General features: G+C 71.7%; 16 protein-coding genes. 10 read left to right on the top strand and 6 right to left on the bottom strand.

From position 1 onward, the window contains the following. Nucleotides 1–35: 35 nt before the first annotated feature. Nucleotides 36–1505 (top strand): alpha/beta fold hydrolase, encoded by a 1470-nt coding sequence (locus ACFYUV_RS19325; RefSeq protein WP_387670015.1) that lies wholly within the window; start codon nucleotides 36–38, stop codon nucleotides 1503–1505. Between the two features lie 157 nt (nucleotides 1506–1662). On the opposite strand, the gene ACFYUV_RS19320 is transcribed toward ACFYUV_RS19325, so the two are convergent. Then, complete coding sequence (locus ACFYUV_RS19320; protein WP_387670013.1) at nucleotides 1663–2229, bottom strand: histidine phosphatase family protein; 567 nt, start codon at nucleotides 2227–2229, stop codon at nucleotides 1663–1665. Nucleotides 2230–2628: 399 nt separating this feature from the next. Between ACFYUV_RS19320 and ACFYUV_RS19315 the strand changes: the two genes are divergently transcribed. Both ACFYUV_RS19315 and ACFYUV_RS19310 read left to right on the top strand, forming a co-directional pair. Next, nucleotides 2629–3381, top strand: coding sequence for a peptidylprolyl isomerase (locus ACFYUV_RS19315; RefSeq protein ID WP_387670011.1), 753 nt, complete (start codon nucleotides 2629–2631; stop codon nucleotides 3379–3381). A 146-nt stretch (nucleotides 3382–3527) separates the two neighbouring features. Beyond that, complete coding sequence (locus tag ACFYUV_RS19310) at nucleotides 3528–4283, top strand: PASTA domain-containing protein (RefSeq protein ID WP_387670009.1); 756 nt, start codon at nucleotides 3528–3530, stop codon at nucleotides 4281–4283. A gap of 187 nt (nucleotides 4284–4470) precedes the next feature. Here ACFYUV_RS19310 and ACFYUV_RS19305 read toward each other — a convergent pair whose 3' ends face one another. Together ACFYUV_RS19305 and ACFYUV_RS19300 are read right to left on the bottom strand one after the other, a co-directional pair. Further along, nucleotides 4471–4833, bottom strand: a complete 363-nt coding sequence (locus tag ACFYUV_RS19305; RefSeq protein WP_387670007.1) for a DUF1622 domain-containing protein — start codon at nucleotides 4831–4833, stop codon at nucleotides 4471–4473. A gap of 547 nt (nucleotides 4834–5380) precedes the next feature. Then, nucleotides 5381–5989 (bottom strand): TetR/AcrR family transcriptional regulator, encoded by a 609-nt coding sequence (locus ACFYUV_RS19300; protein WP_387670005.1) that lies wholly within the window; start codon nucleotides 5987–5989, stop codon nucleotides 5381–5383. 294 nt (nucleotides 5990–6283) lie between these two features. Here ACFYUV_RS19300 and ACFYUV_RS19295 point away from each other — a divergent pair, with 294 nt between their 5' ends. Beyond that, nucleotides 6284–6646, top strand: a complete 363-nt coding sequence (locus ACFYUV_RS19295; RefSeq protein ID WP_387670004.1) for an STAS domain-containing protein — start codon at nucleotides 6284–6286, stop codon at nucleotides 6644–6646. Between the two features lie 397 nt (nucleotides 6647–7043). Here the strand turns inward: ACFYUV_RS19295 and ACFYUV_RS19290 are convergent, their stop codons facing one another. Beyond that, the gene (locus ACFYUV_RS19290) at nucleotides 7044–7424 is read right to left on the bottom strand and encodes an STAS domain-containing protein (protein ID WP_364334097.1); all 381 of its coding nucleotides are present in this window, start codon (nucleotides 7422–7424) and stop codon (nucleotides 7044–7046) included. Nucleotides 7425–7766: 342 nt separating this feature from the next. On the opposite strand from ACFYUV_RS19290, the gene ACFYUV_RS19285 reads away from it, so the two are divergent. The 3 genes from ACFYUV_RS19285 to ACFYUV_RS19275 all read left to right on the top strand — a co-directional run bounded on the left by ACFYUV_RS19285 (nucleotide 7767) and on the right by ACFYUV_RS19275 (nucleotide 11779). After that, nucleotides 7767–8213: an ATP-binding protein gene (locus ACFYUV_RS19285; RefSeq protein WP_387670001.1), complete on the top strand. Its 447-nt coding sequence runs from the start codon at nucleotides 7767–7769 to the stop codon at nucleotides 8211–8213. 156 nt (nucleotides 8214–8369) lie between these two features. Continuing rightward, nucleotides 8370–9260, top strand: coding sequence for an SDR family NAD(P)-dependent oxidoreductase (locus ACFYUV_RS19280; RefSeq protein WP_387669999.1), 891 nt, complete (start codon nucleotides 8370–8372; stop codon nucleotides 9258–9260). A gap of 77 nt (nucleotides 9261–9337) precedes the next feature. Continuing rightward, nucleotides 9338–11779 (top strand): SpoIIE family protein phosphatase, encoded by a 2442-nt coding sequence (locus ACFYUV_RS19275; RefSeq protein WP_387669997.1) that lies wholly within the window; start codon nucleotides 9338–9340, stop codon nucleotides 11777–11779. A gap of 74 nt (nucleotides 11780–11853) precedes the next feature. Here the strand turns inward: ACFYUV_RS19275 and ACFYUV_RS19270 are convergent, their stop codons facing one another. After that, nucleotides 11854–12561 carry an NADPH-dependent F420 reductase gene (locus ACFYUV_RS19270; RefSeq protein WP_387669995.1) on the bottom strand — a complete coding sequence of 236 codons (708 nt, stop codon included), beginning with the start codon at nucleotides 12559–12561 and terminating at the stop codon, nucleotides 11854–11856. 320 nt (nucleotides 12562–12881) lie between these two features. On the opposite strand from ACFYUV_RS19270, the gene ACFYUV_RS19265 reads away from it, so the two are divergent. After that, on the top strand, nucleotides 12882–13397 hold the full coding sequence (locus ACFYUV_RS19265) for a carboxymuconolactone decarboxylase family protein (protein WP_358293316.1): 516 nt from the start codon (nucleotides 12882–12884) through the stop codon (nucleotides 13395–13397). 24 nt (nucleotides 13398–13421) lie between these two features. On the opposite strand, the gene ACFYUV_RS19260 is transcribed toward ACFYUV_RS19265, so the two are convergent. Further along, the gene (locus tag ACFYUV_RS19260) at nucleotides 13422–13814 is read right to left on the bottom strand and encodes a nuclear transport factor 2 family protein (protein WP_352330337.1); all 393 of its coding nucleotides are present in this window, start codon (nucleotides 13812–13814) and stop codon (nucleotides 13422–13424) included. A gap of 139 nt (nucleotides 13815–13953) precedes the next feature. Here ACFYUV_RS19260 and ACFYUV_RS19255 point away from each other — a divergent pair, with 139 nt between their 5' ends. Both ACFYUV_RS19255 and ACFYUV_RS19250 read left to right on the top strand, forming a co-directional pair. Continuing rightward, nucleotides 13954–14526, top strand: a complete 573-nt coding sequence (locus ACFYUV_RS19255; protein ID WP_387669993.1) for a carboxymuconolactone decarboxylase family protein — start codon at nucleotides 13954–13956, stop codon at nucleotides 14524–14526. Next, on the top strand, nucleotides 14526–16061 hold the full coding sequence (locus tag ACFYUV_RS19250) for an NAD(P)-binding domain-containing protein (RefSeq protein ID WP_387669991.1): 1536 nt from the start codon (nucleotides 14526–14528) through the stop codon (nucleotides 16059–16061). The genes ACFYUV_RS19255 and ACFYUV_RS19250 overlap by 1 nt, the downstream gene beginning before the upstream one ends. The last annotated feature ends 29 nt before the right edge of the window (nucleotides 16062–16090 follow it).

Raw genomic sequence — 16090 nt, 5'->3', positions numbered from 1 at the left:
CGCGCTCCCGACCCCCGCGCCGCAATCATGACCGCATGCCGAAACCCCTCGCCACGATCCTGGCCACCCTGCTGGCGATCGCCGGCCAACCTGCCATGGCCACCGCCACCCCGAGCGCCGAGACCCGACCCGGCAGCGGGAGCACAGCCCGTCCCTCCTCGGTCACCCCAATCGCCATGACCGCCGGAACCTCACTGACCTGGCAGCCCTGCCCCAACGACAAGATCGGCATGGAGTGCGCCGACCTCCAGGTCCCGGTCGACTGGCGCAAGCCCGACGACCGCAAGATCACACTGAAGCTGGGCAGGCTGAAAGCGACCGGCGCCTCCGAAGGGTCGGTCCTGGTCGCCTACGGCGGCCCGGGAGGCCCCGGCATCGGCACGACCGCAGCCGTCCCCGACTGGTGGGCCCGGCTGCGCGAGCGCATGGACATCGTCACCTGGGACACCCGCGGCTACGGCGAGCAGTTCGGCGGCCTGAGCACCGGCCTGGCGTGCGTCTGGACCCGCATCCCCATCCCGGAAGCCCCCCGTGACGACGCCGGCTTCGGCCGCCTGTCCGACACCAACCGCGGCTTCGCCGAGGCATGCCGCCACCAAGACCCCCAACTGTTCGCCAACATGAGCTCGGCCGACCAGGCCAGAGACATGGAGGCGATCAGAAAGGCCCTGGGCGGCGCGAAGCTCAACTACTACGGCGCCTCCTATGCGGGCTTCTACGGCCAGGACTACGCCCGCCTCTTCCCCGACCAGATCCGCACGATGGTCCTCGACGGCACCTGGAACCACAGCACCGCCGACTGGTCGCGCGAACTGGAGGAGATGGCGAAGTCCAACGAGCAGTCCATGCGGCGCTTCTTCACCTGGTGCGCCGCCCACGACTGCCAAGACATACCCGGCCTCTGGCACAAGCTGACCGAACGAGCCCGCCGCAAGCCCATCCCCACCACGACGGCCAACATGGCCTACAACGCCCGCGACCTGCAGTCCCTCGCCCTCTTCATGGCCCGCCAAGGAGCCCCCGCCTGGACCGCCCTGGCACGCGCGATCCGCAAGGCGGCCGGCCAGGGCGACGCCTCCGACTTCGTCCCAGCCCGTGGGGCCCGCTACCCCGACCAGACCACCCCCGTCACCGAATGCCTCGACTGGCCGCGCCCCACGACCCTCAAGGAACTGGCCAGCACCGACGCCCGCCTCCGCAAGCTCGCCCCTCTCACCGGCACCGCCAACACGCTGGCCTCGGCGACCCTCACCTGCATCGGCTGGCCGGCCCCGGTCACCAACCCGCCCGCTCCCCTCCCGAAGGGTGTGCCTCCGGTCCTGGGAGCAGGCGCCTGGGGCGAGTCGGACGCGGTCGAACGTGCTCTGGCCGCCGTCCCCGGCAGCGTCACCATCCGCCACGACGGCCCCGGTCACACCCTCTACGGCTTCAACCCCTGCGCCCGCGACCTGATGAACCGCTACTTCACCGACCTGACCCTCCCGCCGCCGAACACCCAATGCTGACCACCTCGCCCCGCCGGTAGGCAGCCATCCGAGCGAACGGAAGCCTCCTCGCCCACGCTTCAGCCGGAGCGGTTCGGCTCCCGAGCGCGAGAAGCCCGAGCGCGAAGAGAAGGACCGAGTCCTGCTGGGCCAGTACGCCAGCCGCAGCCGGCGATCTTCAACTCGTCCGGACGGGGCTCTGCGGCGCCCGGTGGAACTCGATGCTCACGAACCGGCCGTCGTCGAAGCCGAGGCGTGCACCGTCGCAGTGCGCGAACGGCGTCCCCCAGGAGTCGTGTGAAGCGTCCGGAAAGCACGCCGCCAACGCCAGCTCGATCGCCCCTCCATGCCCGACCAGGAGCGCCGAGCAGCCCTCCGCGACGTCGCGGACCGTGTCCACCCAGATCGCTCGGTGGGTCTCGGCCACGGTCGCCGCCTCCCGGCCCTCCCGGATGATCTCCGCGAGCCGCCGGTAGGGCTCGGTCCAGCCCCATTGCGCGTGCCGAGCGATCTCTCCCGGCACATAACCCGACGGCATCTCCATGGTGTCGTCGACGGCGAAACCCATCGCGACAGCGGTCTCGACGGCCCGAGGAGACGAACTGGTGACCACGCGCTCGTAGGGACCGACTCCGGAGCCGATGAAGCGGGCGAGGGCGATGCCGTCACCCGACAGGTGTGACCCACGGCCACGTGCCGCGCCCTTCTTGGTCAAGCTGTGTCGGCGCACGTCGAGCCAGCGCACTTGGCGTCCTCCTGCAACGGTGTTCCGGTGGGCAAGGGCGGAGACGCGTGCGGCCACCGCGATCATCGAACGGTGTGCTGACAACCAAAGATCATGTGGCCGCAGGCCATAGCGTAGCCGCGCCCGGCCGAGCAAAGGACGGCGAAGCTCCACCGGCGAAGGGCGAAGGGCGAAGGGCGAAGGGCGAAGGGCGAAGGGCGAAGGGCGAAGGGGAGGTGGTGAGGGGCGGCTGTCACGCGGACCTCGGCCCGGCCCCAGTGCGCCGACCAGCGGCGGACTCAGGCTGCCGCGGAAGTCGCACAAGGGGGCGCCGACCTCGTGCGGCCACGGTCTTGACTGGGCGGGTCAGATCGACTAGACCACAGGAAGCCCGGCGATCATCACGCAGTGGAGGACACGATGTCCGGCAGAGCGTTGGTACGACTCGCGGCCCGCGCCGCGTTATCCGCAGTCACGACGGGCGCGCTGGTCGCGGCCGCCGCGATGCCGGCCTCCGCGACGGCCCTGGAGCGGCCGCCGCGGACGACCAAGGGGCCGTGCGCGTACACCGAGACCCCCGACGACCCGGCCGTGCGCAAGGTTCCGCTGCCGCCGGACCCGCGCCACACCCCCACCCGTCCGGTCTCGGCGGTGCTCAGGACCAACCACGGCGACATCGGGCTCACCCTCGACCCGGCCAAGGCGCCGTGCACCGTGCAGAGCTTCGTGCACCTGATCCGTCATCGTTTCTACGACGTCACCTCCTGCCACCGGCTCACCGCGTACGACCGGCTGAAGGTGCTGCAGTGCGGCGACCCCAGCTTCACCGGCGAGGGCGGGCCCGGCTACCGGTACAAGGACGAACTGCCCACCGACCTGCCGCCGTGGCCCGGCGACCCGACGGGGGTGCGCAAGACGTACGCGCGGGGCGTGCTGGCCATGGCCAACGCCGGGCCCGACACCAACGGCAGCCAGTTCTTCCTGGTCTACGGTGACTCGGGTCTCGCGCCCAACTACACGGTCTTCGGCACGGTCGACGCCGCCGGGCTCGACGCGCTCGACCGGATCGCCGCGGGCGGCATCCAGCCGGAGCCCGACGGGCCCACGCCGCCCGTGGACGGCAAGCCCGTCCTGCAGGTCGACATCCGGGACGCCCGGGTCTGCCGGAAGTAGGCGTCACTCCCGCTCCAGCGCCGCCCCCGTCCCCGATGCCGGTGGAAGGGCTCCCGTTCCGCATGCCGGTGGAACGGGGGCGGCACGGTCTGGAACGCCCTCAGGGCGAGGGCTCCGACCTAGGAGCCGGGAGCAGGGAGAGACGCATGAACCTGACACGCGCGTTCGGCACGGTGGCGGGGCTGGCGCTGGCCGCCGCGGGGATGGTGGGGCTGAGCGCCCCCGCGTGGGCGGCGTTGCCCTTCGCCACCCCGACCACCTGTACGTTCCAGACGGTCAACACCGGGAACTACCTGACCGCGGTGGGCGGCGGGGGCCGTACGACCGATGTGATCCACAGCGACGCGACCGTGGCCCGCTCGTGGGAACGCTTCACCCTCGTGGACGCCGGTGACGGCGTGCACGTCGGCATCAGGACGCTGACCGGCAACTACCTGACCGCCGTGAACGGCGGCGGCCTGCAGACCGACGTCATCCACTCCAACGCCACGCTCCTGCAGGCGTGGGAGAAGTTCGCGTTGGTCCGCCAGGGCGGCGACGGCTTCGCGATCCAGACGGTCGACGGCCACTTCCTGACCGCCGTGGGCGGCGGCAACCGCACCACCGACGTGGTGCACAGCGACGCGACCCAGGTGCGGTCGTGGGAGCTGTTCCGGGTGCAGTGCAACCTCACCACCGTGCCCAACGTGCAGGGCTTCGACGACGGCAGCGCGCGGAACTCCATCACCGGGGCGGGTCTCACGGTCGGCGGGGTCACGTTCGACAACAACTGCGTCGACGTTCGCGGGACCGTGTTGTTCAGCAGCCCGGGGGCGGGGGCGACCGTGCCGCGCGGTTCGGCGGTGAACCTCAATGAGTCCAGCGGGGTGGATCGCAACGGGCGGCCCTGCATCTTCAGATGACCCCGGCGATCCGGCCGCCCGAGTTGGCGACCTCGCCTTCTCAGGCGGCCGGACGCCTTGAAGCGGATGGCTGCGTCGCTCCTAATCGGGCGTTTCCTTCGAAGCGTGCGATTTCGAGCGAGGTGGTCCACTCCATGGGATTCGCTGCGTTCGGGTGGGTGGCCGCGTTCGGGCGGGGCGGGCAGGTTCAGCCGGGGGTGCCGGTGCTGCGCCGTGGCTGCCAGGGCAGGCGGTTCTCCAGCTCGACCTCCAGCGAGAAGCTGAGGAAGGTCCGTACGAGCACGATGAGCGCGAGCACGCCGACGCTCACGAACGTCGGAGCCACCGCCACCGTACGGATGATGTCCCCGGCCACCAGGAATTCCAGCCCGAGCAGGATCGCCCGTCCGAGGCCCTGGCGGTAGGCGCGGTAGACGCCGTGCGGGGCCTCTCTCTCGCGTAGCCGCAGCACGAAGGACCCGGTGGCCGTCAGCGCGCCCAGCACGATGATCGCCACGCCTGCGAGATCGACAGCCTGGCCGATCGCCTCCACGATCCGCGCGAAGTCCATGACCACCCTCTTTGCCCCGCCTTCAGCAAGGATCGGCGTCCCGCGCCCCGCGTACCGCCCCGACACGCCGCACCAGCCCCCCTCTTTGCCCGGCCACCGCACGGTGCCTCGCGTGGGGAGGGCGCGGCTTTGGCCGGGAGTCATACGAGGCCAGACGGGGGAGCGGGAGGCCATTTCCCTGTCGGATGGCGGGCGAACGCGGGGCGGAAGGCCATGCGCCATCGGAGGGATGAGGGACGGGCTTGGGCTCCAGGTCATACACGAGACGAACGGAGGAGGGCCTGGGGGAGGTCATGCGCGGGAGGAACGAGGGAGGGCTGCGGGCCTCGGGCAGGAGGCCATGCGCGACCAGAGGGGAGAGCGCGCGGGCTTTAGGGCGAGGAGCCGTGCGCGATCGGAGGGGAGAGGGGCAGGCCGGGGATGGGGGAGCGCGGTGCGGGCATGGCGGTGCAGCGTCCCGAGGCGGCAGGGGGCCTTGAGGTAGGAAGTTGGGCCGTCCAGGTGGTGGTCTGGACGGTGGGGGTCTTCGCGGAGGGAGGAGGGGAGGTCAGTTTGTGGGGTGAGGGGGGTTCGTGGGGAGGGAGTCGAGCCAGTGGGTCAGGCGGGTGCCCTGGCGGGTCATGATCTCCGGGTCGCGCAAGGCGTTGGCCAGCAGCGACATCCCCTGGTACGCCCCGACGAAGGTGAGCGCGAGATCGTCGGCGTCCGGCTGGCCGAGGTCGCGGAACTGGCGCTCCGACCAGTCGAGGAGCAGCCGTACGACCCGGCCCGCCTCGACGTCGAGGCCGCCCTCCGCACGTTTGTCCAGCTCGGAGGCGAGCGTGCCGGTGGGGCAGCCGTACCGGGCGGCGATGTCCCGCTGGCTCACCCAGGCGTCCACCATGGCCTTGAGGCGGGTGCGCGGGTCGGGGAGCCGGTCGAGTTCGGCGGTGAGCTCGGCCAGGTGCCCGGCGTGCTCGGACAGCGCGGCCAGGACCAGTTCGTCCTTGGTCTTGAAGTAGTAGTACACGTTTCCCACGGGCACGCCGGCGGCCTCGGCGATGTCGGCGATGGTCGTCCGCTCGACGCCCTGCTCGTGCAGGACGCGGGCGGCGGCGGCCATCAGCCTGCGCCGCTTGTCGGCCCCCCGGGCCCGTGTCCTCGTTGAGTCAGTCACCCAACTTAGTATATGTCCAAGACGGCCGGGACGGGCGGTTTCACGTACCGAATGAGTCCGCGCGGCGCGGGGGCGGGCTGGGTGAGGACGCGGCGAAGCTGTCGGGAGGCGCACGATGTGAGGCGGCAGGCTGAAAAGCGGCCGCCCACGCTGTGGCGGCTGAGCCACATCGTGCTTACCTGGGTACGCGTGGAGGAGCAAGGCTGCCGCTGAGGGGTAGGGGCGCGCGATGTTCGATGTCGCCGCCGATGTGCCGGTTGCGGACAGCGGTGGCGCTGAGCTCTGGATCCCCTCATGACAGAGTTAGCGATCAACGTCCAACGTCTGCCGGGCTGCCATGTGGTGCATCTCGACGGCGATCTCGACCGCGTGACCCGCATGCCGCTGGCCCGTACGCTCGCGGAACTCCTGGAGGCGGAGCGTCCGAAGGTCGTGATCGATGTCACCGACCTGGCCTTCTGCGACTCGTGCGGCCTCTGGGCCCTCATCGTCGGCCAGCGGCAGGCCGAGCGGCGCGGCGGCAGCATCCGGCTGGTCGGGGTGCACGGGCCGCTGGCCCGCCTGCTGGACATCACCCGTCTGTCGCGCCTGTTCCCTTCGGACGACGGTCCGGCCGAGACCGCGAGCTGGGCCAAGCCGCGCGGCTGGCCGTCCTGACCCGCCGAGGGACGGTGAGGGCGGCGGAGGGCGGCGGCCACGGCCGCTCGGCAACGACATGCGCGGGTCCGGGCCCAGTACGGCTCAGCCGGGCCAGGGGCGCGGCGAGGGCTTCAGACCAGGAGCCCGACGACGGCCCTTCAGGGCGGCGGGGATCGCGGCGGACGCCCAGGCCGGATGTGCCGGTGAAGGGTCACAGCACGGCGCCGGACCGACAGCGGGATCGGGAGGAGCCGGCAGCGCGGCCGTGAGAGGCCGGCAGTGGGGTTGGAAGGGGCCGGTAGTGGAGTCGGGCCCGGGCCCTGGGGGGTGCGGGCGAGGCCGGGCGGGGCAGGAGGCTGCGGGGCGCGGGCGGGCGGTGACGGGCAGGGGCCCCGAAGCCGGCCTGGGTGTCAGGTCAGGACGGTGGGGAGGGGGCCGGGTCCGGGCCGTGGGGATGTGACGCGTTGATCACCTGGTACAGCTGATCCTCCGGCCCCAGCCGCCAGCCGAGCAGTTCCAGCAGCTCGCGCACCGTCGACGAGGCGTTCTGGAGCACCAGCCTGCGCGGCGGCGGCAGGTCGGTGGCCGTGCTGATGATCAGCCGCAGCCCGCCGGCGTCGATGAAGGTAAGCTCGGACAGGTCCAGATGGACGTCGGTCTCGCCGATGCGTAACGCCCACGCCAGCGCTCGGGCCAGTGCGGGCCGTCCATGGTGGTCGATCTCGCCGCGTACGCGCAGGCCGAAGGGGTGCACCATGGGCAGCACATCGGCAGGGTCGCCGGTCTGGTCGGTCATTGAAATCACACCAATGCGGTCGTCTAGGGCAGAGCCGAGCCGCGCCACGTTCCCTGTCGAGGGAAGGTGCGGGCGCCCCTGACAGATCGCCGAAAACAAGAGGGCCCGGCGCGCCGCGCGTCCATACAGCGTCGGCACATCGGGCAGAGGGAGAAGCAGATGTCGGGCGATCAACCCTTTCCGCCAGGCATCGTCCAGGTCACCACGGCTTCGGCCGCCGGTGAACTGGACAGGTGCGCCCGCGGCGCGCCCGGCTCGGCTCGTTTACTCGGTCGCCTTACTCTCTGCCCTCGATCGAGCGCTTTACGCCGCCGTAACCCCCGTACACGGTAGGGGCAAGCCATGCAAGCACCCTTCCACCTGCGGTGCACCATCACCAACAATCTCGCGCTCACCCGCGATCTGGTGCGCGTCTACGCCACCCACGCGGGGCTGTCCGGCGCGCGGCTCGACCACCTGGTGCTCGCCGTCAACGAGGCCGCCGCGAACGTCCTGGAGCACGGTGGCGGTCGCGGCACGGTGACGGCCTACACCGACGCCACTGTCCTCACGGTCGATGTCTGCGACACGGCCGGACGCCTGCGGGCCGAGCATCTGGCCGACGCCCGGCTCACGCGTCCCTCGCCCTCGGCGCGGCGCCTCGGCCTGTGGCTGATCCATCGTCTGTGCGACGAGGTCGGCATCGACCATCCGCAAGGAGGCAGCAGGCTGCGGCTGCGTATGCGTCTGCCCCTCGCCACCCGCCTGCGTCCCTGGCAGGGCGGCGACTCCTCACCCGCGGCCAGCTAGCCACGGTGATCCGACCGTCCGTCTCTGCTGTCGGACGGGTGGTGAGCCGTCCTGATGAGCGGTGAGCCGCCGGTGAGGACGCGGTGAGCCGGCCCCGCCACTGTTGACCTGTCTCCGCGACCGCGGAGCACAGGCCACACACGTGGGGAGCGGACAATGGGCATGCTGACCGGCAAGACGGCGCTGGTGACGGGCGGTTCCCGGGGCATCGGCCGGGCGGTGTCGCTGCGGCTGGCCGCCGAGGGCGCGCTGGTGGCCGTGCACTACGGCGGTGACGACGAGGCGGCCAAGCAGACCGTCGCCCTGATCGAGGAGCGCGGCGGCCGGGCGTTCGCCGTGCAGGCCCGCTTCGGCGCGAAGCCCCAGCAGAGCGTCAAGGACGCGGAGGGCGCGGAGGGCGCGGAGGGCGCGGAGGGCGCGGAGGGCGTACATGGTGGAGCGGACGTCGTCAGTGCGGAGGGTGCGCAGGAGGGCAGGGGCGTTGAGGGGGCGGTGGAGCGGTTGTTCGAGGGGCTGGCCGACGGGTTGGCCGGGCGTGGCCTGGACATCCTGGTCAACAACGCCGGCATCGCCTCGACCGTCCCGATCGCGCACCTGACCCCGGCGGAGTTCGAGCGGGTGATGACGGTCAACGTCACCACTCCGTTCTTCGTGATCCAGCGCGCGCTGCCGCTGCTGAACGACGGCGGCCGCCTCATCAACATGGGCTCGACCGCCAGCCGGTTCGCCGTCACCACGCAGATCGGCTACACGATCAGCAAGGCGGCGCTGGAGGCGATGGCCCCGACGCTCGCCAACGAGCTGGGACGGCGTGGCATCACCGTGAACACGGTCGCGCCCGGCGCCGTACGGACCGACATGACCGCGGGCTACACCTCGATCCCCGAGGTGGTGGCCGCGCTGGAGTCCATCACCGCGCTCGGCCGGCTCGGGGAGCCCGAGGACGTCGCCGACGTGGTCGGCTTCCTGGCCGGTCCGGCGGGCCGGTGGGTGACCGGGCAGACCATCGACGTCTCCGGTGGCACGTACCTCGGGCCGCTCGCCTGACGGCGCCTTGGAACACTTTGCCCATCCATTACGGACCGTGCATATTCCCGTACGGGGAGCTTGCATAACCTGATTTCATGGGAGATGTCCCCCACAACCCGCCACCACCTCCCGGCCCGCCGGCCGGCGACGGCGGCTGGGCCCACGACGGCGGGCCGGCCCACAACGGGGGCCCGGCCCACGACGAGTCGCGAGCCAACGCCGAGGAGCGGGCCCGTACAGAGGAACGGGCCCGTAAAGAGGAGCGGGCCTGTAACCAGGAGCAGGCCCGTAACGAGGAGCAGGCCCGTAACGAGGAGCAGGCCCGTAACGAGGAGCAGGCCCGTAACGAGGAGCAGGCCCGTAACGAGGAGCAGGCCCGTAACGAGGGGCGGGCCTCCGACGAAGAGCGCACCCGCAACGAAGGGCGGCTCCACGACGAGGCGCAGGCGCACGACGGTGGCTCGGCGGGCGATGCGCACGTCGACAGGCTGCTGCTCGGCGCGGCCACCAGCACGCAGGCGCACGTGTGCGTGCTCTTCGTCCTGGCCGAGGACGGGCGCGTGCTGATGATGGACGCCGAGTCGGGGCTCCCCGAGCCCTTCTCGCGCTCGTGGGTCCTGATCAGGTCCACCGACCAGTCGCCGGTCGCGGCGGCGGTGCGGCAGCGGCGGCTGGTGTGGGTGCCCGACCGGGAGGCCATGGCCCGCGAGTTCCCGCTCGTGGCGCTCGCCTTCCCGTACGGGTTCGCGCTGGCCGTCGCGCCCCTGATCGACCGCGACGGCGAGGTGCGCGGGGCCATGATGCTGCTCTGGCCGCCCGACCCGGCCCGCCGTCCCACCCGGCACCAGCTCGACGTCCTGACCGCCACCTGCGCCGACCTGGCGGAGATCGTCCCGAGGGGGAACCGGCCGGTGCCGCCGGGGCACCAGCCGCGCGTGCTGACCAGGGAGCCGCCCGGCGGCGAGGACCTGCTGACCTGCCTCAACCGGCTGCCCGAGGGCTACTGCATGCTCGACGTCGAGGGGCGGCTCACCCTGGTCACCGCCCCCGCCGAGGAGCTGCTGCAGGCCGAGGCGGGCGAGCTGACCGGCAAGCGCCCCTGGGACGCCCTGCCCTGGCTGGGCGAGCCCGCCTACGAGGACCGCTACCGCGCCGCCGTGGTCAGCCAGGAGGTCACCTACTTCACCACCCGCAACCCGGGCGGCCAGTGGCTGGCCTTCCACCTCTATCCGGGCCTGGCCGGCGTCACCATGCGGGTCACGCCGAGCACGATGGCCCGCGACCCGCGTCCGGTCATGCCCGACCAGCTCGTCGCCGCCGACCGGCCGCCGCGCCTCGTCGCGCTGCACGAGATGCTGCACCTGGCCACCACCCTGGCGCGGGCCGTCACCGCCCAGGAGGTGATCAACCTGGTCGCCGACCACGTGATGCCCGCCTACCACGTGCAGGCCCTGGCCATCCTCACCTCCAGGGGCGGGCGCATGCAGGTGGCCGCCTCGCGCGGGTACAGCGAGAAGGCGATCGAGGAGTACGACGGCCAGCCCCTGATGCACCTGTCGCCCGGCCATCCGCTGGCCGCCGGCGCACCGGCCTTCTTCGGCACCTGGGCCGAGCTGCGCGCGACGTACCCGGAGGCGATCAGGTCGGACGACATGTCGGCCTGGGCGTTCCTGCCGCTGACGGCCGGCGGGCGGACGGCCGGCATGTGCATCCTGGCCTACGACCGCCCTCACCGCTTCACCACCGACGAGCGGGCCAGCCTGACGGCCCTGAGCGGGCTCATCGCCCAGGCGTTCGAGCGCGCCCGTCTCTACGACGTCAAGCACCAGTTCGCGCAGTCGCTGCAGTCGAGCCTGCTGCCGCGCACCCTGCCCGGCATCCCGGGGCTGGAGGTGGTCGCCCGCTACCTGCCCGCCACGCCCGGCATGGACATCGGCGGCGACTTCTACGACCTGATCCGGCTGGAGGAGAAGGTGGCCGCCGCCGTCATCGGCGACGTCCAGGGGCACGACGTCACCGCCGCCGCGCTGATGGGCCAGGTGCGTACGGCCATCCACGCCCACGCGAGCGCGGGCGCCAACCCCGGCGAGGTGCTCGCGCACACCAACCGCCTGCTCAACGAGCTGGCCCCGGACCGGTTCACCAGCTGCCTGTACATCAGCGTCGACCTGGGGCGGAGCACGGCGTGCGTGGCCAGCGCGGGCCACCTGCCGGCGCTGCTGCGCCGGCCCGGCGAGCCCGCCCAGGTGGTGGAGTCCGCCCCTGGGCTGCTGCTCGGCATCGAACCCGGCACCGAGTACGCCACCACCCAGCTCGCGCTGCCGCCCGGCTCGGTGCTGGCCCTCTACACCGACGGGCTCATCGAGGTCCCGGGGCACGATCTCGGCGAGGCCATCGGCGGCCTGGCCGCCGGGTTCGCGCCGGCGCCGGACCAGCCGCTCACCGACGTGGCCGAGGACATGATCGCGGCCGCGGCGGCCGTCGAGCACCGCGCCGACGACATCGCCATGCTGCTCCTCCGCACCGGCCCGGCCTGAGCAGCGCCGACCGGCCCTGGGCAGCGCCGACCGGGCCTGGGCAGCGCCGACCGGGGGCAGGTGTCCCGGTCGGGTCAGGCGCGCCACTCCGGTGTGCGTTCCTGGCGGGCCTGGGCCAGGGCCTCCCTGACGCCCTCGGCGTCCTTGTCGGTGGTGTAGACGGGGCTGCCGGGCTGCTGCCGCCACGACTCGTCGAGGCCGCCGGCGTCCACGGGGTCGAAGCCGAGCGCGTCCACCAGACCCATCACGATCTTCTTGCCGCGCTCGTCGTCGGCGGCCACGGGCAGGGCGATGCGCCCGGGGGTGCCGGAGGGGCGGCCGCCGTGGGCGAGGTGGTCGGCGAAGATGTTGTTGAACGCCTTCACCACCGGATGGCCGAGCTGCTGCTCGACCCACCGGCTCTCCGGCATCCCGGCCTCGATCTCGTCGATCCGGCCGTCGCGCTGGGGGTAGTAGTTGCCGGTGTCCACGACGGTCAGGCCGCCGGTGACGTCGTCGAACAGGCCGTCGGGCAGCTCGGGCACCTTGCCCTGGGGGATCGTGACCACGACCAGGTCGGCTCCCTGGGGCGCCTCCTCGACGGTCACCGGGGTCGCGCCGGTCTCGGTGGCCAGGCCGGTGAGCGTCTGGGGGCCCCGGGAGTTGGCCACCGCCACCTCGTGCCCCAGCTCGGTCAGGCGCCGGGTGAGCGTGCCGCCGATGTTCCCCGCGCCGATGATGCCGATCTTCATGCTCCGCCCCCGGTTGTGCGCCTCAGCTACTGGTCGCCAGGATATCGTCACAATGCGTTATCGCTGGTCGGAGGCCGGGTCGGCGCGCCGGAGGGCACCCGAACCCGATTCCGGGCGGATGGTTCCAGCGGCGCCGCTGGCATCAAGTGGTCACCGGCACGCAACTTCCTGGTCGTTCCGCGGCGGAATCTGCGCGCGACGAACCCGCACACTGGAACCCATAGGCAGGCAAACGGACGTTGGAGGACCGAATGGGAAATTCAGCATTACGTTCCGTCTCGCACGACGCTGGGCGGCGTGAATTCGTTAATCACGCGGGCGGGACGCGTCCGCATATCCAGCTGGTGTCCGACGAGCCGGGGATTCGGGGGTTGTTCCGTTACCGTCCCGAGGCGGCCGAACCGCTGACCCTGCTCTCCGAGGTGCTGCTGTGCGGGGACAGTCCGCTGACCCGGGGCGAGCGCGAGCTGATCGCGGCGTACGTGTCGTCGCTCAACCGGTGCCGGTTCTGCTTCCACACCCACGCGGCCTTCGCGGCCGTCCGCGTGCCGGACGGCATGACGCTGGTCGACGAGACCTGCGCCGACCCGGCGGCGGCCCCTCTCTCCGGCAAGCTCAAGGCCCTGCTGGGCATCGCCGGGGCGGTGCAGCGCGGCGGACGGGAGGTCACCGACGAGCACGTGCGCGCGGCCAGGGCCGAGGGCGCCACGGACCTGGAGATCCACGACACGGTGCTGATCGCGGCGGCCTTCTGCATGTACAACCGGTACGTGGACGGCCTGGCCACACTGGCCACCGACGACCCCGGCCACTACGCCGACAGGGCCCGTCTGACCAGCGGATACGTGAAGGTGTGGAACGACGAGGCGCTGGACGAGGCCGGCTGAGCGGCCCCGTCCACCCGGGCGTGATCAGCCGAAGAACTCGTCCACCGAATAGGGGTCGAGCGGGAAGCTCCAGCGCTCGCTGATCTTCCCGTCGGTGATCCGGAACAACTGCATGCCGCGGTCGTCGAGCGAGCGGCCGTCGCGCTCACCGCGGATGCGCAGGACGGCGGCGACCTGGTCGCCGCCGACGAGGTAGGACTCCGGCTCCAGGCGCAGCGTGCCGGTGGTGGACTTCAGCAGCTCGGCCAGGTAGCCGAGCACGGCTTCCTTGCCGGAGTAGTCGCGGGCCATCGGTCCGCGGCCGGGGACGTGGAAGATCACGTCGTCGGCGAGCAGCCGGCGAAGGTCCTCCAGGTCGCCCTTGGCAATGGCGTCGTAGGTGTTGCCGGCAACGGTGATGTGGGGATGCTCATCCATGACGACCGCCAGTCACAAACGGGGTTTAGGTGGCGTCCGTGACATTACGCGCGTCAGTTGCAGGAGACAAGAAGGAGGCACAATTAACGAGATCTTGCGCAATTTGCCAGAGTGTGCAGACTAGGAGAAAACCGCATCGATGGGAGCTTGCGTGCCCCATATTGCCCTCGATTCCGATGAACCTGGAATCCGCGGACTTTTCCAGTTCAGCCCAGAGACGGCCGCCCCGATGAACGCGCTGGCCGAGGTCCTCCTGCGTGGCGACAGCACACTGAGCCGCGGCGAGCGGGAGCTGATCGCGGCCTACGTGTCAGGGCTCAACGAGTGCCGGTTCTGCACGGCCTCGCACGCCGCGTTCGCCGCCGCCCAGCTCCCGGAGGGGATGACGCTGGTCGACCAGGTCCGCGCCGACCCCGCCACGGCGCCCGTCACGCCCAAGCTCCGCGCCCTGCTCGCCATCGCCGCCGCCGTGCAGCGGAGCGGCAGGGACGTCACCGACAAGCTGGTGGCCGCGGCCAGGGCGGAGGGGGCCACCGACAAGGAACTGCACCACACCGTGCTGATCGCGGCCGCGTTCTGCATGTTCAACCGGTACGTCGACGGCCTGGGCACCTTCGCCCCCGACGACCCCGCCGGGTACGACCTGGCCGCGCAGCGCATCCTGACGCACGGCTACACGACCGTCCCACCGGCGGCGGGACAGCAGGACTGATGGACGCGGAACACCACCGGTTCGTGATCATCGGCGCCGGACCCGGCGGGCTGCAGCTCAGCTACTTCCTGCAGCGCGCCGGGGCCGACTACGTCACCCTGGAACGCGAGGACGCGCCCGGCGGCTTCTTCCGCAGCTACCCGCGCCACCGCCGGCTCATCTCGCTGAACAAGGTGCACACCGGCGAGAAGGAGCGCGAGATCCAGCTCCGCTGGGACTGGAACTCCCTGCTCAACGACGAGCCCGACCTGATGTTCCCGAACTACTCGCGCGAGTACTTCCCGCACGCCGACGACCTGGTCCGCTACCTGGCCGACTTCCAGCGCGTCCACGGGCTGCGGGTGCGGTACTCGACGGCCGTCGAGCGCGTCGAGAAGGACGGCGCGGGCTTCGTCGTCCACACCGGTGACCAGGTCCTCCGCGCCGACTGCCTGATCGTCGCCACCGGCTGGGGCGGCCCGCACATCCCCGACATCCCGGGCATCGAGCTGGCCACCGGCTACGAGGACGTCCCCGTCAACGGCGAGGACTTCGCCGACCAGCGCGTCCTGGTCATCGGCAAGGGCAACTCGGCGTTCGAGACCGCCCAGGCGCTGCTCCCGTACGCCGCGGTCATCCACCTGGCCAGCCCCAGCCCCGTCCGCCTGGCCTGGACGAGCAAGCACCCCGGCCACGTCCGCGGCCAGTACGGCGCCTTCCTGGACAGCTACTGGTTCAAGACCCTGCACGGCGTCCTGGAGTGCACCGTCGACCGCCTCTGGCGCGAGGGCGGCGGGATCAGGGCCGCGATCACGTACACGCTGGCCGACGGCGAGCAGGCGCTGCTCGACTACGACGCCGTCCTGCGCTGCACCGGCTTCACCATGGACACCGGCCTGTTCGGCGACTCCTGCCGGCCCGCGCTGACCCCCGGCGGCCGGATGCCGGCGATCCGCCCCGACTTCCAGTCGGCCGACGTCGACGGCCTGTACTTCGCCGGCACCCTCATGCAGGCCCGCGACTTCAAACGGGCCTCCTCGGCGTTCATCGACGGCTTCCGCTACAACCTGCGCTCCCTGACCGCCCTGCTGCTCGAACGCTACGAGGGCCGGCCGCTGCCCGTGCGCGAGCTGCCCGCCGACGCCGACGTGCTCACCGGGTCGATGCTCGACCGGGTCAACCACAGCTCGGCGCTGTGGACCCAGTTCGAGTACCTGTCCGACGCGTACGTGCTCGGCCCGGACGGCGTCGTGCGGCACTACGAGGACCTGCCGGAGGACTACGCCCGCGAGCGCTTCGCCGCCGCCGGGCTGTGCCTCACGCTGACCCTGCGCTGGGGGCCGCGCGACCGGGCCGACGTGTTCGCCATCCAGCGCCACCCCACGCCCGAGCGGGCCGACGAGTGCGCCTTCCTGCATCCCGTCGTCCGGGCCTGGCGGCACGGCGAGCCGGTCGCCGAGCAGCACCTTCTGGAGGACCTCCAGGCCCGCTGGCGCGACCCCGTACGCCACGTCGAGCCGCTGCGCGCGTTCCTGGCCGACCGGCTTCAGCCGTAGGAGCCGACCGGTTTCAGCCGCAGGAGGAG

Source organism: Nonomuraea sp. NPDC003560 (genome assembly GCF_042878785.1).
GTDB lineage: Bacteria > Actinomycetota > Actinomycetes > Streptosporangiales > Streptosporangiaceae > Nonomuraea.
The sequence above is the reverse complement of the archived record's forward strand: the minus strand, read 5'-3'. Positions and strand labels throughout refer to the sequence as shown.

Excerpts from the sequence above, each read along its gene's own strand:
- ACFYUV_RS19310 (WP_387670009.1), top strand. The coding sequence starts at position 3,528 with ATGAACCTGACACGCGCGTTCGGCACGGTGGCGGGGCTGGCGCTGGCC.
- ACFYUV_RS19290 (WP_364334097.1), bottom strand. The coding sequence starts at position 7,424 with ATGACCGACCAGACCGGCGACCCTGCCGATGTGCTGCCCATGGTGCAC.
- ACFYUV_RS19255 (WP_387669993.1), top strand. The coding sequence starts at position 13,954 with ATGGGAGCTTGCGTGCCCCATATTGCCCTCGATTCCGATGAACCTGGA.
- ACFYUV_RS19325 (WP_387670015.1), top strand. The coding sequence starts at position 36 with ATGCCGAAACCCCTCGCCACGATCCTGGCCACCCTGCTGGCGATCGCC.
- ACFYUV_RS19285 (WP_387670001.1), top strand. The coding sequence starts at position 7,767 with ATGCAAGCACCCTTCCACCTGCGGTGCACCATCACCAACAATCTCGCG.
- ACFYUV_RS19315 (WP_387670011.1), top strand. The coding sequence starts at position 2,629 with ATGTCCGGCAGAGCGTTGGTACGACTCGCGGCCCGCGCCGCGTTATCC.
- ACFYUV_RS19295 (WP_387670004.1), top strand. The coding sequence starts at position 6,284 with ATGACAGAGTTAGCGATCAACGTCCAACGTCTGCCGGGCTGCCATGTG.
- ACFYUV_RS19260 (WP_352330337.1), bottom strand. The coding sequence starts at position 13,814 with ATGGATGAGCATCCCCACATCACCGTTGCCGGCAACACCTACGACGCC.
- ACFYUV_RS19275 (WP_387669997.1), top strand. The coding sequence starts at position 9,338 with ATGGGAGATGTCCCCCACAACCCGCCACCACCTCCCGGCCCGCCGGCC.
- ACFYUV_RS19280 (WP_387669999.1), top strand. The coding sequence starts at position 8,370 with ATGGGCATGCTGACCGGCAAGACGGCGCTGGTGACGGGCGGTTCCCGG.
- ACFYUV_RS19305 (WP_387670007.1), bottom strand. The coding sequence starts at position 4,833 with ATGGACTTCGCGCGGATCGTGGAGGCGATCGGCCAGGCTGTCGATCTC.
- ACFYUV_RS19250 (WP_387669991.1), top strand. The coding sequence starts at position 14,526 with ATGGACGCGGAACACCACCGGTTCGTGATCATCGGCGCCGGACCCGGC.